The organism is Candidatus Pelagibacter bacterium nBUS_29, from assembly GCF_051200905.1.
Classification (GTDB): domain Bacteria; phylum Pseudomonadota; class Alphaproteobacteria; order Pelagibacterales; family Pelagibacteraceae; genus Pelagibacter.
This window is the reverse complement of record NZ_CP172843.1, coordinates 39,419-62,448: the sequence shown is the minus strand read 5'-3', so window position 1 is coordinate 62,448 and position 23,030 is coordinate 39,419. Positions and strand designations below refer to the sequence as shown.

Below are 23,030 nucleotides of genomic sequence, written 5' to 3'. Positions count from 1 at the left end.
AAAAAAATATGAGCGATATAGAAAAAATAATAAATGAAGCATGGGAAAATAGAGATAACGTAAACCAAGACTCTGAGCAAAGTTTAAAAGATACAATCAATCAAATGATTGCTGATTTAGATAGTGGTAAAGTTAGAGTTGCAGAAAAAATTAATGGTGAATGGGTTACTCATCAACATATTAAAAAAGCTATAATGCTAAGCTTTAGAATTTACCCAATGGAAAATTTAAATGGTCCCTACAGTAGTTGGTATGACAAAGCACATTTGTTAAAGGGTAAAACAGCTGGTTGGACAAAAGAAGATCATGAAAAAGCTGGATTTAGAATGGTACCAAACTCTCCTGTTAGAAAAGGATCATTTGTTGGAAAAAATGCAGTGCTAATGCCATGCTATGTGAATATTGGAGCTTATATCGATGAAGGTACTATGATGGATACATTTAGTCGAGCTGGTAGCTGTTGCCAAATAGGAAAAAATTGTCATATCTCAGCAGGAAGTGGGATTGGTGGAGTATTAGAGCCTGCTCAAGCATTACCAACTATTATTGAAGATAATTGTTTTATTGGTGCAATGTCAGAAGTTGTTGAGGGTGTTATTGTTGGAGAAGGATCTGTTTTGAGTATGGGAATGTACATTGGACAATCTACTAAAATAGTAAATAGAAAAACTGGAGAAGTAACTTATGGAAAAATTCCTCCTTATTCTGTAGTTGTACCTGGATCATTACCTGATAAAAATAATACGTCTGCCCCATCACTATATTGTGCAGTTATAATTAAACAAGTTGATGAAAAAACAAGATCTAAAACGTCTGTCAACGATCTTTTAAGAGAATAGAATTATTATGCCTTCTATAAATGAACTTAAATTAGCTAAGGAGCTAATTAAATTTCCATCTGTGACACCTACTGATGCTGGAATAATGAAGTTCTTAGAAAAAAAACTTAAAACACTTGGGTTCAACACTAAAATTTTAGAGTTTAAAGAGAAGAATAGTAAACCAGTAAAAAATCTTTACGCAAAACTTGGTAAACAAGGTCCAAATTTCTGTTATGCAGGTCATCTAGATGTTGTGCCAGCAGGAAATTTAAAAGAATGGACAGTAAACCCGTTTAAACCCTCTGTTAAAAAAGGACATCTAATTGGAAGAGGTGCTAATGATATGAAAAGTTCGATCGCAGCATTTGTTTCTGCGGTGAGTAATTTTGTAAGTAATAAAAGAAAATTTAATGGCTCTATTAGTCTTTTAATTACAGGAGATGAAGAAGGAGTGGCAATAAATGGAACTAAAAAAGTAGTTGATTACTTGAGAAAGAAAAAAGAAAAAATAGATTTTTGCTTAGTAGGTGAACCTACAAATCCTAATAAATTGGGTGAAATGATTAAAATAGGACGAAGAGGAAGCATAAATGGTAGACTTTCAATTATGGGTGTTCAGGGTCATGTGGCTTATCCTCAAAGAGCAAATAATCCATCAACTGCACTTGTACAAATTTTAAACGAACTAAAAAAAATTAAATTTGATAATGGTACAAAGAATTTTCAACCAACAAATCTTGAGATTACTAAGATAAATATAGATAATTCTGCAGATAACGTAATCCCGGGGTTAGCTAGTGCTAAATTTAATATTAGATTTAATAACAAGCACACTTCAAGTTCTATAAAAAAGAAAATTGATAGTATTATAAAAAAAATAAGTAATAAAAATAAATCAAGATACAAAGTTGATTATAGTGTTTCTGGAGAAGCATTTCTTACAAAACCAAATAATACGACTTTTATGATTAGAGATATCATTAAAAAAATTACAAAAATTAAACCTCAGCTCTCAACAACTGGGGGTACTTCTGATGCAAGATTTATTAGAAAAATAGCTCCTTGTTTAGAATTTGGTTTAGTCGGTAAAACAATGCACAAAGTAGATGAGGCTGTTTCGTTGTCTGATTTGAAAAAACTTACGTTGATTTATTCAAATATTTTACAAAATTATTTTAAGTGAAAACTGGTTTAGTTACTTCTGATACTTATCAAAATCACAATACAGGCGAAGGACATCCAGAAAAAATTGATAGAGTTACAGCTGTTATTGATAACTTTAAGAAAATTAATAACAAAGAATTAATTTGGAAAAAACCAACTAAATTTGATCAATCTTTTTTAATTAATACACATTCTTCCGAATATTTAGATTTAGTAGGTAAATCATTTCCAGCAAATGGTTTAGCTTTTCTTGATGGAGACACAGTTGTTTCACCTGGAAGTAAAGAAGCAACAAAGGATGCTGTAGGGTCCATAATTACAGCCATTAATGGTGTTCAACAGAAAGAATTTAAAAATGCATTTTGTGCAGTAAGACCTCCAGGACATCATGCAGAAAAAAATAAGGCAATGGGATTTTGTATATATAACAATGTTGCTGTTGGAGCCAATTATCTAATAGAAAAATATAAATATAATAAAATTGCTATTATTGATTTTGATGTTCATCATGGAAATGGAACACAAGATATTTTCTACAATAATGAAAAAGTGTTGTATGTTTCAACTCATCAATACCCCTACTATCCTGGATCAGGTTCAGAACAAGAAAAAGGTAAGTTTAATAATATTCTTAATATTCCACTTGAAGCTGGCACCACTGCTGAAGCATATCTAAATGCATACGAGCATGTTTTAAAAAAATTAAGAGAATTTAAACCTGAATTTTTATTGTTTTCTGCAGGTTTTGACGCACATATTGATGATCCTTTAGCACAACTAAGGTTGAACTCAGAAGATTTTTATCAATTAACAAAAAGAACATTGGAACTTTCCAAATCATTTTGTAATGGGAATGTTGTTTCTATTCTTGAAGGTGGATATGATCTTAAAGCACTTCAAGACAGTACTAAACGTCATGTAGATGCTCTTATAGAATTTGATTGATAATTCTAAATAACCCTCTAAATAAAAACTTTATGAAATTGTATAAAATTAATAAATCTGTAATTGATAAAAAAGGTAGAGGACTTTACGCTACAAGAGACATCAAAGATGGAACCAAAATAATTGATTATGTTGGAAAATTAATTACTAAAAAACAAACCGAAGAGTCTGATAAATATGATAATGGAAAACCAATTTATTTATTTACTATAAACAAAAGATATGATCTTGACGGAGATTTTGCTTGGAATACAGCGGGTCTTATTAATCACTCTTGCAATAATAATTGTGATTATGATGGTAAGGGACTTAAAATTTGGGTTAAAGCCATCAAAGATATTAAAAAAGGTGAAGAATTTACTTGTGATTATGGATTTGGTTATGATGAAAATTACAAACAATTTCCTTGCAAATGTAAATCAAAAAATTGCTGTGGTTATATTGTAAGAGCAGAGTCTAGATGGCGAATAAATAAAAAATTTTCAATGAGTAACAAAAAAAAACTAATAAATAACTCTCGCTAGAAAAAGTCCCTCAGGTGGTGCGGGTGGTGCACACAATATTCTTTTTTTTGACCTAAAAGCTTTGTTAAAAGTCTTTAAATCCCATTTTTTTTCACCTAAATATTTCAAACAACCAACCATAGACCTAACCTGTTGTTGCAAAAAGGATTGTGAATTAAATTCAATTTCTATTTTATTTTTTGATGATTTAACTTTTACTGATTTGATTGTTTTAATTGGACTTTTTGCATGACAGCTAGAGGACCTGAAAGTAGAATAATCATGAGTTCCTACTAATTTCTTTGCACCTTTTTTAATCAAATCTAAATCCAATGGTTTTCTTACATGCCAGCCTCTTTTTTTTTCAATTACTGGAGCACTTATCTGGTTAAAAATTATGTATTTGTAAATCCTTTGTTTTGCAGAAAATCTTGAGTGAAATTTATTACTTCTTTTCCTTATTTTTTTTATTGAAACACCTTGATCGTTTAAAAAATGATTAATTGATTTTAAAAACTTTGTTAAATCTGCAATCTTATTTTTACAATCAAAGTGACCAGACTGTTCAATTGCATGAACGCCTGTATCTGTTCTACCAGATCCATTTAAGATTATTTTTTCTTTAAGAAGCTTTGTCAATTTTTGCTGTATAAGACCTTGAATAGTTGATCCTTTTTTTTGAATTTGCCAACCTCTAAAGTCTGTACCCACATATTCAATAAGCAGTTGATACCTAGCCATTTAGATAACTGCACCTTGTTTTATTTGAGATCCAAGCATGAATTCACCAATATTTTGAGGCTTTTTTCCTTGTCTTTGGATTTCTTTGATTTTTATTGTTTGTTTGTCACCGCAAACAACCTCTAAATAATTTGAAACAACCTCGCCTGGTTTTCCAATCCCATTACCAATTTCTGCTTTTAGAATTTTGTATCTTTCGCCCTTGTATATAAAAAAAGCACCAGGTGTGGGATACAAACCATTTATTTTTCCAATGATAATTTTTGAATTGTCTTTCCAATTGATTTCTCCTTCGGCTTTTTGAATTTTAGATGCATATGTTGCTTTTGAATGGTCTTGATTAATAAATTTAGCTTTATCATCCAATATATAGTCAATATTATCTAATATTTTTTCTGCAGCTATTAAAGATAATTTATCAGCTATATCACTTGCATTTAAATTATTTTCTAAATTTATTTTGTAAGTGTTACACACTGGACCTGTGTCAAGCTGTTCAGCTATTTTCATAATACTAACCCCTGTTTCTTTATCTAAATTCATTATAGATCTTTGTATAGGTGCTGCCCCTCTCCACTTGGGTAGAAGAGATGCATGAATGTTAATAAATCCTTTTTTAGTTAAACTTAAAAATTCTTTTGGAATAATTTGTCCGTACGCAACAACTATTGCTAAATCAGCATTTATACTTTTAAAATATTCATACTCCTCCCTATTATCTTTTAAATATTTTGGAGTTCTAAACTCTAAATTTAAAGTTTCTGCAATTCCTTGTATAGGTGATTTATTTATTTTTTGTCCTCTTTGTGATTTTTGAGGAGGCTGTGTGTACACGTCTGAAATTGGATAACCATTTTGATACAATGATTTTAAAATAGGCACAGCAAACATTGGTGTACCCATAAAAACTATCTTTTTTGCCATAAATTAAAGAATTGCAGTATTTGATTTTAATTTAGATAGTTTTTTTATGATCATAGATTTTTTTAATTTTGATAGATAATCAATGAATAGTATTCCCTCTAAGTGATCCATTTCATGCTGTATACATGTTGCAAGCAACCCATCAGCCAATAACATTTGTTTTTTTCCATTGTAGTCCAAATACTCTACTTTACATTTACTTGGTCTGTCTATTTCCGCAAATTGCTCTGGTACTGACAAACATCCTTCCTCATGTGTATTTTTAATTGGGTCTTTATTCACAACAACTGGATTTACAAAATATTTTGGTTCTTTTTTTTCATCCTTACTAATATCCATTACTATAATTCTTTTTGGGACACCTATTTGAATTGCTGCAAGCCCTATACCGTTAGCATCATACATAGTATCTAGCATATCATCCATAAGTTGCTGTTCTTCTTTACCTACACTTTCAACAGGTTTTGAAATCTGTCTAAGTAATTTATTAGGTTCAGTGATTATAGTTTTAACAGCCATGGTGGATTATTTTATTATAATTTTTAAACTTTAAAAGGAAGAACTTTTAATAAAAGTTTATTCCTAATTAAGTCAGCATTTAATTGATTCAGCGTATTAATTATAAAATATACTGTATCATCATCTATATCTTCAATTTTTTCTGGTCCAATAACCTCTATAATTCTAAGTAGCGCTGCTCCAATTTCTTTATTATCTATCATTTTTTGTATATCTGTCGGCATCTCTGATTTATTAATTTCATAAAGATTTTCATATTTTTTTGAGATTTCAATTCCGTCAGATTTTAATGCTTCGAGGAAAATTATATCTTTCTTTGATAAGAAATATTTTTTGTCTTTTTTTATTTTTTTTAAAAACTTATTTAGATCTTCTTCAATTTTTGATTTAGCATAATCCCCATTAAAATAATTTACTAACTTTGATTGATGTAATATTTTATTATTATATTTAATTTTTTTATTAATAATTTCATCATTTTTTATATGCTGATTATAAAAAGTAGTAAAATTAGAAGGTACATCTGTTTCATCAATTTTTTTTAAAAATTTTCCTAGCTTTAATTCAAAAGCATTACCAATACCCTCAAACTCAAAAATATCTTTCAAAATTTTCATCAGTTCAAGTTTTAGTTTTGGTTCTTCTGTTAAAAGTATTCTTTGATATACTAGGGCTTTACCTTCAATAGAGGATAAGGATTTATAGGACTCTTTGGTGTTTAACAGCTGATTTATGTTAAATTGAAATCGCTTATAAAACTCAAACAACTCTTCTTCTGAATAATTTTTATCATGGGTGGCTTTTTCAATAGTAGAAATTTTATCTATATCAGTAATTTCTAAATCTTGAATTCTATATAATAAATTAGATGTTGATAAATACTTCCAAATTAATTTAGGAGTATCTTTTTTTGGTTCAAATGAAAATTCAGGATTTGTTCTATGGGCTAAATGAAAATCTAAAATAGAATTCTCAGAGACTTCTTTATTTGCTTCATCTATGTATCCAAACAAATAATTAACTTTATTTTCAAAATATTCATCTTCAAAGCCTAATTCTTTTTTTAAATCTAAAATTAATTGAGCTTCTTCATTTTTTCCATAGTTTATTAAACAATATAGATTGAATTTTGATAAATATTCATTTTCTAAAGGTTCATTAATTTTTGAAAATATTTCACATGATTTTTTTACATTCGATTGAGACAAATAATTATCAACCATATATTTCATCAATTTTGGATGCAAATTTGTTATTTGATTTTTAATAAGATATTCTTCAATTAATTCTAAGTTAGAGTCTTTTATTAACCAATTTGTTTTAAATTTTATAAACTCTTTATCTGTAATATTTTGATTTGGATAATAAGCATTTGTTAATAATGAAATATTTAAAATTTCAGATGCATCTTTTGAAAGATTATATTTATCAATGTTTTTAAAAAGTTTTTTTAATTTTAAGCCATCAGAATTTGACCACATACTAATACTCAGACCATAATCCTGTGGATCATATAATCCAGCAATTTTAATTGTTTTTGATGTTAAGTCTTCGTCTAGTTTTATAGAGTCTTTGTTTTTATCTGTTTGTGTTTCATAGATGCTACTTTGTGATACCTCTTCAGTTTTTTCGACTGTTATTTTTTCTTCAGATACAGTATCTACTTCTTGTTTATCTAGGTTCCAAATATCGACTGGTTTTTCCTCAGCAATTGTGGAAAAAGATAACAATAAAGAAACAATTATAATTGATAAATTTTTCTTATTTAACAATTTTAAAATTTTCATTTGGAATAATTTTTTCTATTTCTTTTTTTGGAGCTGGATAATCAACTTTATTAATAAAAAACATAATCCCCATGATTACTGCAAGACCAATAATAGATTTGATGGTTAGACCAATAAAACTGGTTTTGCCTGAACTTGTATTTTTATTAAATTGCATATAACTTTAACTAATTTCAAATTAAGACATATTTGTGTTTTTTCAATAAAGAAACTTATGAAATCAAAAGAAAATCTTGTGTTTTTAGGTATGATGGGATCTGGGAAGAGTTCTATTGGTTTGTTAGTTGCAAAAAAATTAAAATTAGATTTCATAGATGTTGATAAAGAAATCGAAAAAGAATTAGGCCTATCGATATCAGAAATATTTGAGATAAAAGGTGAAGACTATTTTAGAAAATTTGAAGAAAAAATTACTTTAAAAATACTAAAGATTAATTCAACTGTAGTATCTCTTGGTGGAGGAGCATTTGTGAACAACGTCATTAGAAAAGAAATATTAAAAAATCATATTTCTTTTTGGTTAAACTGGGATAATAAAATATTACTTGATAGAATTAAAAATAGTAAAAAAAGACCTCTTGCTTATAATTCCACAGAAAATGAATTGATTGATTTAATAAAAAAACGATCTAACATTTATTCAAAAGCTTTATATGAAATTAAATGTGATAAACTATCAAAAAATAATATTGTTAAAAATGTTATAAAAAATTATGAAACCTATTAAGTTAAAAATAAATACTAAAACTCAAAACTATTCAATTATTATTGGTTCAAATTTAATATCAAATATATCAAAAATTATAAAAGATAATTCAATAGATTTTAAAAAATGTTTACTTGTTGTTGATAAAAATATTTCAAAACAATCAGTGTCAAAAATCAAAAAATCTTTAAATCAAAAAAAACTTTATGTTCATAATTTCAAAGCTAATGAAATTAACAAAAATTTAAACAGTGTAAATAAGATCTTAGATATTTTATTAAATAAAAATTTTTCAAGAGAGGATTGCGTAATTTCCATTGGTGGAGGAATTACAGGTGATATAAGTGGTTTTGCAGCAAGTCTATTTAAAAGAGGTTTAAAATTCATAAACATTCCAACTACTCTATTATCACAAGTCGACTCTTCCATTGGAGGTAAAACTGGTGTTAACACTAAATATGGAAAAAATTTAATAGGAAGTTTCTATCAACCAAATTTAGTTATATCTGATATTCAATTTTTAAAAACACTACCCAAAAGAGAAGTGATTTGTGGTTACGGCGAAATTTTAAAACATTCTTTGATCGCTAATAAAAAATTTTTTAATTTTTTAGATAAAAATAGTGATAAAATTTTAAAACTTATATCTCCATCCATTGAAAAAGCGATCTATGAAAGCTGTAATATTAAAAAAAGTGTTGTCGAAAAAGATGAAAAAGAAAAAAATCTTAGAAAAATTTTAAATTTTGGTCATACTTTTGCACATGCTTACGAAGCTTCTTTAGGCTATTCAAAAAAACTCAATCATGGTGAAGCTGTAATACTTGGTATGAAAAGTGCGTTGAGTTTTAGTTTAAAGAATAATTTGCTTAAAAAAAATGACTATAATTCGATCATAAATCATATTTCTAGAGCAAATTTACCATCTAAAATGAAAAATTTTTTTAAAATTAAAGATTTAAATAAAATATTATCTTTCATGATTAAAGATAAAAAAAATAACTCAGATAAAATTAATTTAGTTTTATTAAAAAGAATTGGATTACCCATTATAAACAAAACATATAAAAAAAATAGTTTGAGCGTATTTCTAAAAAATGAGTTAAGAAATTAATATTTGTATTGAATGAATATTCTCTTTTAACTCTTTATCTAAAATTTTATAGATTTTCTTATTACTTTCGATTTTACTCAAAATCTTTAATTCACTTGAATTTAAAATAATTTTTAGATGAAATTTGCCCTCTTGATTGCCGATATGATTTTTATGAAGAAATGATTTGTCCTCAATTTTTATACTTTCAAAATCAATTTGGTCAGTAAGTTTTTTTTTTACAATTGTAATTAACTCGTTTATATCCATAAATTGAAACTATTATACATCATGAAAAATATTTGCGACTGGAATAATTGTAACGAAATTGGTGACTACAGAGCACCAGTAGAAAAAGATAATAGCAAAAAGTATAGAATGCTATGCTTAGAGCATGTGAAAGAGTTCAATAAAAATTGGAATTATTTTTCAGGTATGAATGATGATCAGGTTTTAAATTTTTTAAAGTCAGATATGATTTGGCATAAACCAACTCAAAGTTTTAGTTCTTCAGATAATTTTTTTAAAGTTCTTTGGAATAATACTTTGAGAGACGAGCTAGATAAAGATAGGATTAATGGTGAGTACGATCATATGCGTCAATTTAAATTTAATCACAAAGACATCAAAGCCTTTAGTATATTAGGAGTTTCTGTAGGATTGAAATGGAAAAAAGTGCAGGATAAGTTCAAATTGCTTGTCAAAAAATATCACCCAGATATAAATGCTGGTAACAAAAAATATGAAGAAAAACTTAAATTAATTACTTTAGCTTATACACAGCTTAAAAATACATATAGAGAAAAAATTGACACCAAATCTAAATATTCAACCTGATATAAAAGTTTCATTAAAACAAACCTTTGGTATTGATTCCGAAATGGAAGTGGAAGCGTTTTCAAAAAAAAATGAATATGTTCCTGAAATAGATAAAAGTTATAAATTTGATCGAGATACTACGATGGCAATAATCTCTGGTTTTGCCTACAATAAAAGAGTGTTGGTTCAAGGATATCACGGTACTGGAAAATCAACTCATATAGAACAAATTGCAGCAAGATTAAACTGGCCATGTATTCGAATAAATCTAGATAGCCATGTAAGTAGAATAGACTTAATAGGAAAAGATGCAATTGTACTTAAGGATGGAAAACAAGTTACTCAATTTAATGAGGGTATTTTGCCCTGGTCGATACAAAATCCAGTAGCACTTGTTTTTGATGAGTACGATGCTGGAAGACCTGACGTAATGTTTGTAATTCAAAGAGTTTTGGAAGCTGAAGGTAATTTTACTCTTCTTGATAAAAATAAAGTTATTAAACAAAATAAATTTTTTAGATTATTTGCAACATCAAATACTGTTGGCCTAGGAGATACAACAGGCCTTTATCATGGAACCCAACAAATAAATCAAGGGCAGATGGATAGATGGAATATTGTTACTACCCTAAACTACCTAAGTCTTGAAAGAGAGCTAGATATAGTTCTAGCAAAAAATAAGAACCTTAATAACGCCAAGGGTAAAGAAAAAGTTGCCAATATGATAAAGGTAGCCTCATTAACCAGAAAAGGATTTATTGCAGGTGATATATCAACAGTAATGAGCCCTAGAACAGTTTTACATTGGGCAGAAAACTCAGAAATTTTTAAAGATACAGGGTATGCTTTTAGAGTAACTTTTCTTAACAAGTGTGATGAAATTGAAAAAAATACTATCGCAGAATATTATCAAAGATGCTTTGGGGAAGAACTTCCAGAGTCGTTGATAAATATTCAGATTTAAATGAACGATAAGATAGATAATTTAAAAGAAAAATTTAGACTAGCCTTAACATCAACAGCAAAAGTAATTTCCGATGATTTCGATTTAATCAACAAATCATCTGAAAATGAAAAGAAACAAAATTTACAATCTGTTGAAATTGATAATTTAACAAAACCAAGTGACTTCATTAAATTGAGAGCAGAAACAGACTCTTCTGCTTTAAAAAAAAAATTTTCTAATGAATTCATTTATAAAAAAAATCTTCCTGCTAACACTTCATCAAGATCACTATATAGTATAGCTGAAAAAATAAGATATGAGGCCTTAGGTGGCAAAATGCTTAAAGGTATTGAAAAAAATTTTCAACAAAATTACTCACATATTATAAATACAAAAAGAAAGGATCAATTAAAAACAAAAGAAGATGTTCCTGTAACCGAAGCATTTGAGCTATATATGCTTAAAAATTTTCATCAAATAAAATTAAACCCTTTAACAACAAAAATGTTAAATTTTTGGGAAAAAGACTTTGAGCAATCGATAGAAAAACATAAAAAATTTTTGCAAGAAAATCTAGAAAATCAAAACAACTATAGCTCAAGATTCTCCCAAATTTTAGAAGAGATGAATATTTTTCAAAGTGAAGAAGACGAAGAAAAAAAAGAAGATAATCAAGATCAAGAACAAGACAATCCATCAAATGACGATCAAGATAAAGATCAAGAGGATAATAAAGATGAAAATAATGATCAAGAAACTCAAGCCACTTTAGACGCTGATTACAATGTAGATGAATTTAATCTTGATGAACAACTTTCAGATACCGAGTCTGATGAACAGAGCTCAGAACAAATTGTTCAAAAAAATCTTGATAATATCAATTTAGATTATAAAATTTTTACAACTCAATATGATGAAGTAACAAAAGCTGAAAAATTAGAAAATGCAGATGAAGCAGCAAAACTTCGAAGAACACTAGACCAACAATTAGTTGGTTTTCAAGATGTAATAACAAAGCTTGCAAATAAACTACAAAGACAATTGCTTGCAAAACAGAATAGAGCATGGAATTTTGATTTAGAAGAGGGACTGCTTGATAGTTCAAAATTGCCAAGAATTATTATGGACCCCTATAACTCATTATCGTTTAAAAAAGAAAAAGACTTGGATTTTAAAGACACAATCGTAACTTTGTTAATAGATAATTCTGGATCAATGAGAGGAAGACCCATTACAATAGCTGCGATATGTGCAGATATATTATCTAGAACTTTAGAAAGATGTTCTGTTAAAGTTGAAATTTTAGGGTTTACAACAAAAAACTGGAAAGGTGGCCAAAGCAGAGAACTTTGGAACAAGAACTCTAAACCCAAAACCCCTGGTAGATTAAATGATTTAAGACATATAATTTATAAAGGTGCAGATACCCACTGGAGACAAGCTAAAAATAATCTAGGCCTAATGCTAAAAGAAGGTTTATTAAAAGAAAATATTGATGGAGAGGCTATTTCGTGGGCTTACAATAGGATTAAAAAAAGAAAAGAAGAAAGAAAAATTATGATGGTAATTTCTGATGGTGCACCGGTAGACGACTTTACACTTTCAGTAAATTCAGGTGATTTTTTAGAAAAACATCTTAAAAAAATGGTAAAATTTATTGAAAACAAAACTGAAATTGAGGTACTAGCGATTGGCATTGGTCATGATGTTTCAAGATATTATGATAAAGCAATAAAAATTACCGATGTAAATGAATTAGGAGATGTTATGGTATCCCAGTTAAGCTCTTTGTTTGAAACAAAAAAAAATTTCACTAAAGATTAAATAAATCTTTATTATTCCATTTAATGATAACCTCTGCCCCACTTCTTGTTTGGGAGTTTCTACAATTAATTGAAGCAAAATTTTTTTCTAAAAGCGTTTTACCAATAAATAAACCTAATCCTAATCCTGTTTTTGACTTGTAAATTATGTCTTTTGATCTTAAATATGGTTCTCCAATTTTTGACAAGACATCCCTTGGATATCCATTTCCATCATCTTCAATTATAATTTCTGTAATTTCACTATCACTTTTTAAATTTATATAGATTGTTTCTTTAGAAAATTTATTAGCATTTCCAATAAAATTTCTTAAACCATAAACAATTTCTATTGATTTTGTTATCTTTTTTATGTTTGAAAATTGATCATAATTGAAAATAAAATTTTTTTTACTTATCTCCCTGAATGACGAAATAATTTCACCCAAGTAATCTCTCATTGTAAGATCTTTATCAATAAAATCATCTTCCTCTACTGGATTTAAAGTTAAGCGTTTTAAAATATCATTACATCTTTCTACTTGGCTGGATAATAATTCTATATCCTTTTTAACATCTTCTTGTTCTTTGAATTGTTTCTCAAGATCATGAGCAATAATCTTAATTGTGGACAAAGGTGTTCCAAGTGAATGAGCTGCAGCTGCAGCTTGTCCTCCTAATGACAAAAGTTCATGTTCAGTAGCCATAACTTCTTCCATTTTTGCCAACGCTTCTCTTCTTAATCTAGATTGTGCTCCAAATGACATTGCTAAATAATTTAAAAAAATTAAAGCTATTATTAAAGCAATTGGAATTGAATAAAAATAATACGGACTTACATGAAAGTGATTACTCATGGGAGAGGGCAAATCTAATGAATAAAATGTAAGTATAAAGATTATAATTATTGATAGAAATACTAATAAAAAATTTGTTTTGAAACTTAGATTTGATGATGAAAAAACACTTGGAATTAATAAAAAAATAACAAACGGATTGGTGACACCCCCTGTTAGATAGAGTAAAGCTCCTAATTGTAATATATCTATTACTAAAAAAATAAAAGCCGATCTATCTGATAATTGTGTTTTTTTATAAATAAATATTAAAAATAAATTACTTAAAATACCTAAGAATATAACCAGATTAGAAATTATAAAATCAAACTTAAAATTTAAGAAAAAATATACAAAGTTAATTGATACTAATTGCCCAATAATTCCAATCCATCTAAGGCTTATATAAGTTGATTTTTTAAAGAAATGATATTTTGAAGTTTCAAAGAACTTCATTATTAGATATCAAGATTTTGCACATTAATTGCATTAGAAATTATAAAATCTTTTCTCAAAGCAACATCATTTCCCATTAAAGTATGTATCAAACTTTGATCCTTCTTAAGATCTTTTGAATACTGCACTTGTAATAGATTTCTTGTTTCAGGGTCGAGCGTTGTACTCCACAACTCCTCTGGATTCATTTCACCTAATCCTTTAAATCTTTGTATATTCATTTTTGATTTTTCTAGATCTAATTCTTTAATAAATTCTTTAGATCCTTTTTTAATTTTTTTTAATTCTTTATTATTATTAACAATATAATCCTCTAGTTCTTTTTCATCTTTAATATAAATTCCTTTTGATCCTTTATTTATTTTAAATAATGGTGGTTGAGCTAAATACACGTGTCCATTTTCAATCAGTTTATTAAATGGTTTGTTATTAAAAAAAGTCAATAAAAGAGCTCTAATATGAGACCCATCTACGTCTGCATCGGTCATAATAATAATCTTTCCATATCTAAGATCTTTTAAATCTATTTCTTGTACTTTTGGATCTAAACCTAATGCATTAATTAAAGTAACTATTTCATTGGATGAAATCATTTTAGATAAAGCCTTTGTTCTTTGCTGCTCTGAACCATCACCATTACCATTCTTTTTAGAAGCTAAATCTTCTACGTAAGTATTTAAAATTTTACCTCTTAAAGGCAAAACGGCTTGATTAGCCCTGTTTCTTCCTTGTTTTGCAGAACCTCCTGCTGAATCACCCTCTACAATAAACAATTCTGTGCCATCTTGTTTTCCAATTTGACAATCAGCTAATTTTCCTGGAAGACCACTTAATTCTAGAGCACCTTTTCTTCTTACATTTTCTCTAGCTTTTCTAGCCACATCTCTCGCCATTGCTGCTTGAATAACTTTTGCTAAAATTATTTTAGCGATCGAAGGATTTTGATCAAACCATATAGATAATTTTTCATTAACAATGTTTTCCACAATCATTCTGACTTCTGATGAAACTAACTTATCTTTTGTCTGGGAAGAAAATTTTGGATCAGGAATTTTTGTAGATAACACACAAGTAAGTCCCTCTTTAATGTCGTCCCCTGAAATTGCTAATTTATTTTTTTTAAGTAGATTATGTTCGTTCGCATATTTATTAACAACTCTTGTTAATGCGCTTCTAAAACCTAATAAATGTGTTCCACCATCTTTTTGATAAATATTATTAGTGTAAGGAAAAATATCTTCAGCATAACTTGCATTCCACTTCAAAGAACACTCAAGTTCAATATTATCTTTTTTTCCCTCAATATAAATTGGTTTTTTAAATAAATCATTTCCATTTTTATTTTGTAGTTTTTCTCTTTTTTCATCTAGAAAATCTACAAATTCAAGTACACCACCATCAAATTTAAATTGGGATACTTTTTCTTTTTTTAAACTAGCATCTGTAAAAATTATTTTAATACCCTTGTTTAAGAAAGCTAACTCTCTCATCCGCTTTATAAGAATATTCGCACTAAATTTTATAGAAGAAAAAATTTCTTTTGAGGGTAAAAATGTAATTTGAGTTCCAGTTTCTTTAGAATTTCCTGTGATTTTTAAAGGAGCTTTGGCTTCACCATTTTTAAATTCTATCAAGTGTTTTTTTCCATCTCTACTTATTTCTAATTGTAATGTTTCAGACAATGCATTTACAACAGAAACTCCAACACCATGAAGTCCACCTGAAACTTTATAAGAATCATGATCAAATTTACCACCAGCATGAAGTTGTGTCATAATAACTTCTGCTGCTGATTTTTTTTCTCCCTTGTGCATATCAACAGGAATTCCTCTACCATCATCATTAACAGTGATAGTTCCATCAGAATTTATTCTTACATTAATATTTTTACAATGACCTGCTAAAGCTTCATCTATAGAGTTGTCAACGACCTCATAAACCATATGATGCAAACCAGTTCCATCATCCGTGTCCCCAATATACATTCCCGGTCTTTTTCTGACCGCCTCAAGGCCTTTTAAAACCTTAATTGAGTCTGCTTGATATGTATTTTTATTTGTCATTTTTAATTTAGGAAAAAAAAAATTATAACATTTTTTAAAAAAAATGCTGATTTATCTTTACTTAAATAGTCAAAAAAAGACAAATTTAGCCTGTAAAATCTTGCTTATTTGATGGCGGAGAGAATGGGATTCGAACCCATGAAAAGATTACTCCTTTACACGCTTTCCAAGCGTGCGCCTTCAACCACTCGGCCACCTCTCCAAATAATTATTTGTTAAATAATTGTAAAATTTTTAGTAAGTTTTTTTAACAAAGAATATTCATCACAATTTTCTCTAAATTTTAATTCTCTAGCTTTTTTTCTGATAGGACTATAAGTCTCAATAATTGCTCCAGCTTGGGTGTGTTTTGAATAAATTGACTTGTATCTTTTAAAAAAAGATTGTTTTAATAATGAAAATAATGACTCAATATTAATTTTTAAAATTTTATTAAGATAAACAGAAATCCATAAATCATCATTTAAAAATAATTTCGGGTTATTTTTTACATATTTTTCATAAAATTTAAGCATACCATTTGTATATTTAGTATTAATCAAAAAACCATCAGCTCCCTGACCTATTTTACAATCTAAAATATCATAAACACAAAAACTATAAGATTTATTTAAATCTATTTCAGCTTGTTCACAAAATATCTTTAACATTTGATTGTTGTATTCATGGTCATCATCAACCAAAATAACATAATCGAATTTAGAAATCTGTTTAAGTGAACCTAACAACTTTGTTCCTGGTCCAAAATCTTCACATTTATTTAATTCAAGGTTACCATAATTTTTACTCAAATTATTAAAATCAAAATTTTCATTTTTAAATCTTTTGAAGTTTTTTGGAATGTTTAAAAAAATCTTTTCAGGTTGTATTTGTTGATTATAAATTGAATCTAGAGTTTTTTTTAACGTGCTAAACCTTGGTGGAATAGTTGTTAATGAAACGCAAAAATTTTTCATTTTTTTTATAAATATTTAGCTATCCTTATTAATTTTTAGTACTCCAATAAAAGCTTCTTGAGGAATTTCAACTCTACCAAACTGTTTAGATCGAGCTTTTCCTTTTTTTTGTTTTTCAAGAAGTTTTCTCTTTCTGTCTGTGGCTCCTCCACCATGAATTTTAGTTAAAACATCTTTTTTAAAACCCTTAATAGTTTCTCTAGCTATTATCTTGCCCCCTATTGCAGCTTGAACAGGTATCATAAAATTATGCCTTGGTATTAAATCTTTTAGCTTTTCACAAACTTCTCTTCCTGTTCTTTGAGCAAAATCTTTATGTATCATCATTGCTAATGCATCAACTGGTTCTGCATTAACTAGAATTCCTAGTTTTACCAAATCACCTTCTCTATGTTCAATAATTTCATAATCAAAACTAGCATAACCACTAGTCATCGATTTTAAACGATCATTAAAATCAAAAACTACTTCGTTTAAAGGTAACTCATAATTTACAACTGCTCTGTTTCCAGAATAACTTAAATTAGTTTGCACCCCTCTTTTATCCTGACACATCTTTATTATCGAACCTAAATATTCATCTGGTGTAATTATTGTTGCTTTTATCCACGGTTCTTCAATTAATTTTATTAATGTTGGATCTGGTAAGCTTGATGGGTTGTGTAGATCAACAATATCTCCATTGTTCATATAAACTTTATATACAACTCCTGGTGTAGTTGTTAGCAAGTTCACATCAAATTCTCTTTCCAGTCTTTCTGTAACAATTTCTAAATGAAGCAATCCTAAAAACCCACATCTAAACCCCAATCCTAAAGCTGAAGAAGATTCAGGTTCAAATGAAAAACTTGCATCATTTAATTGTAATTTAGCCAATCCATCTTTTAATTTTTGATATTCTGAACTATCTACTGGAAACAATCCACAAAACACCACAGGCTTACTTGGCTTAAAACCTGGCAAGGCTTCTTTTAATGGTTTGGCAGCATCACATATAGTGTCACCAACTTTTGTTTCAGATAAAACTTTTATTCCAGTTGTTATGAAGCCTATTTCACCTGCATTTAACTCATTAATATCTGTCGCTTTTGGCGTAAATACCCCAACTTTTTCAATAATATATTCTTGATTTGTAGACATCATTTTAATTTTCATATTTTTTGAAATTTTACCATCAATTACTCTAACCAAAATAACAACTCCAAGGTAAGTATCGTACCAGCTATCAACCAATAAACATTTTAAATCTCCCAAACTTTCGCCTATAGGACTAGGTAAGACTGTAATAATTTGTTCTAAAATATCATCAATACCTTCACCTGTTTTCCCTGAACAAGGAATAGCACTTTCTGTATCAATACCTATTACTTCTTCGATTTGTTTTTTTGTTCTATCTAAATCTGATGCTGGAAGATCAACTTTGTTCAAAACTGGTACTATCTCATGATCTATATCTAAAGCCTGATAAACATTTGCAAGTGTTTGGGCTTCTACCCCTTGAGTACTATCAACTATTAAGATTGAACCTTCACAGGCATAAAGAGATCTACTAACCTCGTAACTAAAATCTACATGACCAGGAGTGTCAATGATATTTAAAATATAATTTTTACCATTTTTTGCTTTGTAATTAAGTTTTACTGTCTGAGCTTTAATTGTAATTCCTCTTTCACGCTCAATATCCATTGAGTCTAATACTTGAGCTTTCATTTCTCTTTCTGTGAGCCCTCCACAGCTATGAATTATTCTATCTGCTATTGTAGATTTACCATGATCAATATGCGCAATAATTGCAAAGTTTCTAATGTTATCGATATTACTCATTTGCTTTAAGATCGTATCTTAGCGCCAGTTTTATTTTCAACTGTTTTAATTATAGAATTATTGATGTTTTCTAAATCACTATCATTTAATGTTTTTTCAGATGATTGTATGGTCACACTAATTGCTATTGATTTTTGATTTTCTGGAATATTTTCGCCTACATAAACATCAAAAACTTTAATATTACTAATCAGTTTTTGATCAACACTTGAAACAGCATTAATTAAATCTTGAGCTTTAACTTCTTTATCAACTATAAAAGCAAAATCTCTCTCAGATTTTTGATAATCGGATACTTCAAATTTAGTTTTTTGGTCTTTTAAAGTTTTTTTTGGTAATTTTAAATTATCTAGAAAAATTTCAAAACCCACTAAAGACTCTGTTCTAATATCTATCATTTTTAAAATATTGGGATGAATTTCACCAAAATAAGCTGCTACTTGATCTTTGCCTCTATTTAAAAATAATCTACCTGACTTGCCTGGATGATAATAATTTGGTGTTTCGCTATCTATAAAAAATTTATCTGAATTGTACCCAGCTTCAACTAAAGATTGAACCACATCTCTTTTAACATCAAATACATCAACATTTCTCTCATTTTCAATCCATGACAATCTTGATCTTTTACCTGCTGACAAACCACAGACTACAGTATTTTGTTCACCTGGGTTTGAACCAGTAAAAATTGGTCCTATTTCAAATATTGATAAATCTTTAAGACCTCTGTCCAGATTTTTATTCATATACATGATTAAATTTGAAAATATTGAGTTTCTCAAAACTCCTAATTCTGAACTTATGGGATTTATAATTTTAATTTCTTTATTCTTATTTTTAAAATGATCATTATAATTTGAGTCAGTAAATGACCATGTTATTGCCTCTAGATAACCTTTTGAAGCAACCGCTCTTTGTAAAAAATGAAATAACTTTTGAGTCTGAGTTAAAGTAGATTTGGTTCTTTCTTTTATTGGATCTATAATTTCAATCTTATCATAACCAGTTATTCTTACTAACTCTTCGACAATATCTATTTCTTGTGAAATATCTGGTCTCCATGTTGGAATTGTTAATTTTAAATATTTTTTTTCTTTTTTAATTTTAAAACCAAGATCTTCTAAGATTTTAATCATTTCTTTAGTTGAAATTTTAAATCCAGTTATTTTTTCAAATAAATCCGTGTCAAATTTGATGTTTTTAATTTTATTTGTTTCAATTGTTTGAATATCAATTTTACTAATTTCTCCACCACAAATCTCTTTAATTAATAATGACGCTTTATTTAAACCATCTTCAATTGATAATGGATCAATACCTCTTTCAAACCTAAACTTTGCATCTGTATCTATATTTAGTTTTTTTGATGTGCTTCTAATTGATCTAGGTTCAAAATATGCTGACTCTAATAAAATATTTTTAGTATCAAGTTCTGTACCAGACCTTGTACCTCCAATAATTCCACCTAATCCCAATACACCTTTACTGTCACTAATTACACACATTCCATCTTCTAGTTTGTAATTTTTATTATCTAAAGCTGTAAATTCTTCTCCAGATTTTGAATTTCGAACTATGATACCTTTTTCAATTTTTTCAGCATCATAAGCGTGTAATGGACGATTGATATCAAACATAACATAATTTGTAATATCAACTATTGCTGAAATTGGTTTTTCACCAATTGAAACTAATTTATCTTTTAACCATTGTGGGCTTTCAACATTTTTTACATTAGTAATTAAGCAACTTCCAAATGCACTACATCCTTGGTTTTTTTCTTTATTAATTTTTACTTTTACAGTTTGTTTAAATTTTGATTTTATTTTTTTCTCTTTTAAATCTTTTAATTTTCCAAAACCTGAAGCAACAAGATCTCTTGCTATTCCTCTCACACCAAGACAGTCTGGTCTGTTAGGGGTAATTGACAGATCTATAAGATTAGAGCTTGATTCTGAAAAATAACTTTTTCCAATACTCTTTTCAAATTTTTTTGGAGATAATTCTGTTATTCCATCGCTTTCGTCAGATAAATTTAATTCGGATTCAGAACAAAGCATTCCATATGAAGTAACATCTCTAATCTTAGCTATCACTAACTTTACTTTACTTTTTGGAACAACAGCCCCAGGAGGAGCGTATATTGTTATCAATCCCTCTCTTGCATTAGTAGCACCGCATACAACTTTTTTTATTTCTTTTTCTCCCACATCAACATCGCAGACTTTAAGTCGGTCTGCATTTGGGTGTTTTTCTGTCTTTAAAATTTTTGCTATTTTGAATAATTCAAGACCAGCAGATAAATTTTCTACGCTTTCAACTTCTAGCCCAACACTTGTTAGCTGTTCTAAAAGCTTGTCTTCTTTTAATTTTGTATCTAAATGATCTTTTAACCAATCAAATGTAATTTTCATCGACTCAAGCCTCTATAATTTGTTGGTACATCCAAAGGATCAAAACCGAAATGATTTAACCATCTATAATCACAATCAAAGAAAGCTCTTAAGTCATTAATGCCATATTTAAGCATCGCTAATCTATCAATCCCAATTCCAAATGCATATCCTTGATATTTTGATGGATCAACCTTTACATTTTTCAAAACATTAGGATGAACCATTCCACAACCTAAAATTTCAAGCCATTGATCACCTTCTCCTATAACTAATTTTCCATCTTTAATTTCATAACCAATATCTACTTCTGCTGATGGTTCAGTAAATGGAAAGTGGCTTGGTCTAAATCTCATTTTAATTTTTTCAACTTCAAAAAACTCTTTAATAAAATAATTTAAACAACCTTTTAGATGTCCCATATTTATATCTTTATCTATATGTAAGCCCTCTACTTGATGAAACATTGGTGCATGTGTTTGATCACTATCAGATCTGTAAGTTCTTCCAGGTGCAATAATCTTAAATGGAGGTTTGTCTTTTAACATTGTCCTAATTTGAACTGGCGATGTGTGAGTTCTTAATAGAATTTCTTTATTCTCATCAAGATAAAATGTGTCATGCATATCTCTTGCAGGATGATTGTCAGGAGTATTTAACGCTGTAAAATTATTATATTCATTTTCAATATCTGGACCCTCTTCAACACTAAAACCTATCTCAGAAAAGATCGACGAAATTTCATCTATAGTTTGTGAAACAGGATGAATTTTACCTCTAACAAATGATCGCTCAGGAAGAGTTACATCAATTTTTTCTTTTTCTAATTTTTCATTTATTTTTTTTGACTCAATTTCATTAATTTTATTGGCTATTGAATTTTGTAACTCGTTCTTAATTTGATTTAGATCTGATGCAAATTTTTTTCTGTCTATCTCTGGTATAGATCCAATATTTTTGAATTGAGAAGAAATCAGACCATTCTTGCCAAATAACTCTGTCTTGATTTGATTAATTTCTTCTAAACTTAAATTTTTATTAAGCTTAGTCGAATAGTCATTTTTAATATTTTTTATGTCTGACATATTGATAGATTATTTCCTTAAGAAATAAAAACAATAGAGAAGATTAATTTAAAGCTGATTGAGCTTTTTGTACAATTGTTTTAAATGCTTCTGGACTGTCGTAAGCAATTTCAGCAAGAATTTTTCTATCAATTGTAATACCACATTTTCCTAGGCCATTGATAAATTTAGAATAAGTCAAACCTTCGGCTCTTACACCAGCATTAATTCTTTGTATCCACAATGATTTGAAATCTCTTTTTTTATTTCTTCTATCTCTGTAAGCATATTGCATCGCTTTTTCCATCGCTTGCTTTGCAACTCTGATCGTATTTTTTCTTCTGCCCCATTGACCTTTGACAGCTTTTAAAACTTTTTTATGTTTTGCTTTGCTAGTTACACCTCTTTTTACTCTTGCCATTATTAACCTCTTAAACTGTAAGGCATGTATGATTTAACAATTTTGCCATCTTGCTTAGACATAGTTGTTGTGCCTCTTAATTTTCTTATTTGAGAATTCGTTCTTTTAATCATGCCGTGTCTTTTACCAGCTTGGGCTGTCATAACTTTACCCTTTGCAGATATCTTGAATCTTTTTTTAGCTGAGCTTTTTGTTTTTAATTTTGGCATAATTCTGCGGTCTTATACAAAGATTGATATAAATTTAC

General features: G+C 28.4%; 23 protein-coding genes and 1 tRNA gene. 9 read left to right on the top strand and 15 right to left on the bottom strand.

The genetic code is table 11. The features are described 5' to 3' along the window. Nucleotides 1-8 precede the first annotated feature (8 nt). Genes dapD through ACIJYA_RS00275 form a run of 4 tightly spaced genes read left to right on the top strand, consistent with a single transcriptional unit; the run spans nt 9 to nt 3,454 of the window. Nucleotides 9-839, top strand: a complete 831-nt coding sequence (gene dapD / locus ACIJYA_RS00290; RefSeq protein WP_435088503.1) for a 2,3,4,5-tetrahydropyridine-2,6-dicarboxylate N-succinyltransferase — start codon at nt 9-11, stop codon at nt 837-839. A gap of 7 nt (nt 840-846) precedes the next feature. Next, entirely contained in the window at nt 847-2,004 is a 1,158-nt protein-coding gene (gene dapE, locus ACIJYA_RS00285) for a succinyl-diaminopimelate desuccinylase (protein ID WP_435088502.1), read from the top strand. Next, nucleotides 2,001-2,930 (top strand): histone deacetylase family protein, encoded by a 930-nt coding sequence (locus tag ACIJYA_RS00280; RefSeq protein ID WP_435088501.1) that lies wholly within the window; start codon nt 2,001-2,003, stop codon nt 2,928-2,930. Before dapE ends, ACIJYA_RS00280 begins: the two co-directional genes overlap by 4 nt. Nucleotides 2,931-2,962: 32 nt before the next feature. Then, nucleotides 2,963-3,454 (top strand): SET domain-containing protein, encoded by a 492-nt coding sequence (locus ACIJYA_RS00275; protein ID WP_435088500.1) that lies wholly within the window; start codon nt 2,963-2,965, stop codon nt 3,452-3,454. Here ACIJYA_RS00275 and truA read toward each other — a convergent pair. Genes truA through ACIJYA_RS00250 form a run of 5 tightly spaced genes read right to left on the bottom strand, consistent with a single transcriptional unit; the run spans nt 3,434 to nt 7,561 of the window. Continuing rightward, the gene (truA, locus tag ACIJYA_RS00270) at nt 3,434-4,174 is read right to left on the bottom strand and encodes a tRNA pseudouridine(38-40) synthase TruA (protein ID WP_435088499.1); all 741 of its coding nucleotides are present in this window, start codon (nt 4,172-4,174) and stop codon (nt 3,434-3,436) included. The two genes, ACIJYA_RS00275 and truA, sit on opposite strands and share 21 nt — an antisense overlap. Beyond that, nucleotides 4,175-5,098, bottom strand: a complete 924-nt coding sequence (gene fmt, locus ACIJYA_RS00265; protein WP_435088498.1) for a methionyl-tRNA formyltransferase — start codon at nt 5,096-5,098, stop codon at nt 4,175-4,177. It lies immediately after the preceding gene. Between the two features lie 3 nt (nt 5,099-5,101). Further along, on the bottom strand, nt 5,102-5,617 hold the full coding sequence (gene def / locus ACIJYA_RS00260) for a peptide deformylase (protein WP_435088497.1): 516 nt from the start codon (nt 5,615-5,617) through the stop codon (nt 5,102-5,104). Between the two features lie 23 nt (nt 5,618-5,640). After that, on the bottom strand, nt 5,641-7,404 hold the full coding sequence (locus tag ACIJYA_RS00255) for a hypothetical protein (RefSeq protein ID WP_435088496.1): 1,764 nt from the start codon (nt 7,402-7,404) through the stop codon (nt 5,641-5,643). Continuing rightward, nucleotides 7,379-7,561: a hypothetical protein gene (locus ACIJYA_RS00250; protein ID WP_435088495.1), complete on the bottom strand. Its 183-nt coding sequence runs from the start codon at nt 7,559-7,561 to the stop codon at nt 7,379-7,381. The genes ACIJYA_RS00255 and ACIJYA_RS00250 overlap by 26 nt, the downstream gene beginning before the upstream one ends. Before the next feature lie 57 nt (nt 7,562-7,618). Between ACIJYA_RS00250 and ACIJYA_RS00245 the strand changes: the two genes are divergently transcribed. Both ACIJYA_RS00245 and aroB read left to right on the top strand, forming a co-directional pair. After that, entirely contained in the window at nt 7,619-8,131 is a 513-nt protein-coding gene (locus tag ACIJYA_RS00245; RefSeq protein WP_435088494.1) for a shikimate kinase, read from the top strand. After that, nucleotides 8,118-9,224, top strand: coding sequence for a 3-dehydroquinate synthase (gene aroB / locus ACIJYA_RS00240; protein WP_435088493.1), 1,107 nt, complete (start codon nt 8,118-8,120; stop codon nt 9,222-9,224). Before ACIJYA_RS00245 ends, aroB begins: the two co-directional genes overlap by 14 nt. Here aroB and ACIJYA_RS00235 read toward each other — a convergent pair. Beyond that, nucleotides 9,213-9,473, bottom strand: coding sequence for a BolA/IbaG family iron-sulfur metabolism protein (locus tag ACIJYA_RS00235; RefSeq protein ID WP_435088492.1), 261 nt, complete (start codon nt 9,471-9,473; stop codon nt 9,213-9,215). The two genes, aroB and ACIJYA_RS00235, sit on opposite strands and share 12 nt — an antisense overlap. Nucleotides 9,474-9,494: 21 nt before the next feature. Here ACIJYA_RS00235 and ACIJYA_RS00230 point away from each other — a divergent pair, with 21 nt between their 5' ends. From ACIJYA_RS00230 to ACIJYA_RS00220, 3 genes are read left to right on the top strand one after another with little or no spacing between them, the layout of a single operon-like run. Further along, entirely contained in the window at nt 9,495-10,040 is a 546-nt protein-coding gene (locus ACIJYA_RS00230) for a J domain-containing protein (RefSeq protein WP_435088491.1), read from the top strand. Then, a complete protein-coding gene (gene cobS, locus ACIJYA_RS00225; protein WP_435088490.1) occupies nt 10,012-10,986 on the top strand; it encodes a cobaltochelatase subunit CobS in 975 nt (324 codons plus the stop codon). The genes ACIJYA_RS00230 and cobS overlap by 29 nt, the downstream gene beginning before the upstream one ends. Beyond that, nucleotides 10,987-12,792, top strand: a complete 1,806-nt coding sequence (locus ACIJYA_RS00220; RefSeq protein ID WP_435088489.1) for a cobaltochelatase CobT-related protein — start codon at nt 10,987-10,989, stop codon at nt 12,790-12,792. Here ACIJYA_RS00220 and ACIJYA_RS00215 read toward each other — a convergent pair. From ACIJYA_RS00215 to rpmI, 9 genes are all read right to left on the bottom strand, one after another. Next, nucleotides 12,782-14,062, bottom strand: a complete 1,281-nt coding sequence (locus ACIJYA_RS00215) for an ActS/PrrB/RegB family redox-sensitive histidine kinase (RefSeq protein WP_435088488.1) — start codon at nt 14,060-14,062, stop codon at nt 12,782-12,784. The genes ACIJYA_RS00220 and ACIJYA_RS00215 overlap by 11 nt on opposite strands. Nucleotides 14,063-14,064: 2 nt before the next feature. Further along, nucleotides 14,065-16,125 carry a DNA gyrase subunit B gene (locus ACIJYA_RS00210; protein WP_435088487.1) on the bottom strand — a complete coding sequence of 687 codons (2,061 nt, stop codon included), beginning with the start codon at nt 16,123-16,125 and terminating at the stop codon, nt 14,065-14,067. A gap of 112 nt (nt 16,126-16,237) precedes the next feature. After that, nucleotides 16,238-16,327, bottom strand: a tRNA-Ser gene (locus ACIJYA_RS00205). Nucleotides 16,328-16,340: 13 nt separating this feature from the next. Beyond that, nucleotides 16,341-17,081: a hypothetical protein gene (locus ACIJYA_RS00200; RefSeq protein WP_435088486.1), complete on the bottom strand. Its 741-nt coding sequence runs from the start codon at nt 17,079-17,081 to the stop codon at nt 16,341-16,343. A 15-nt stretch (nt 17,082-17,096) separates the two neighbouring features. Further along, nucleotides 17,097-18,905, bottom strand: a complete 1,809-nt coding sequence (gene lepA / locus ACIJYA_RS00195) for a translation elongation factor 4 (RefSeq protein WP_435088485.1) — start codon at nt 18,903-18,905, stop codon at nt 17,097-17,099. Nucleotides 18,906-18,910: 5 nt separating this feature from the next. After that, entirely contained in the window at nt 18,911-21,319 is a 2,409-nt protein-coding gene (gene pheT / locus ACIJYA_RS00190) for a phenylalanine--tRNA ligase subunit beta (RefSeq protein ID WP_435088484.1), read from the bottom strand. Beyond that, nucleotides 21,316-22,383, bottom strand: coding sequence for a phenylalanine--tRNA ligase subunit alpha (gene pheS / locus ACIJYA_RS00185; protein ID WP_435088483.1), 1,068 nt, complete (start codon nt 22,381-22,383; stop codon nt 21,316-21,318). Before pheS ends, pheT begins: the two co-directional genes overlap by 4 nt. Nucleotides 22,384-22,426: 43 nt before the next feature. Next, nucleotides 22,427-22,783 (bottom strand): 50S ribosomal protein L20, encoded by a 357-nt coding sequence (gene rplT, locus ACIJYA_RS00180; RefSeq protein WP_023649116.1) that lies wholly within the window; start codon nt 22,781-22,783, stop codon nt 22,427-22,429. A 2-nt stretch (nt 22,784-22,785) separates the two neighbouring features. Then, entirely contained in the window at nt 22,786-22,992 is a 207-nt protein-coding gene (gene rpmI / locus ACIJYA_RS00175) for a 50S ribosomal protein L35 (protein ID WP_008545827.1), read from the bottom strand. Between the last annotated feature and the right edge of the window lie 38 nt (nt 22,993-23,030).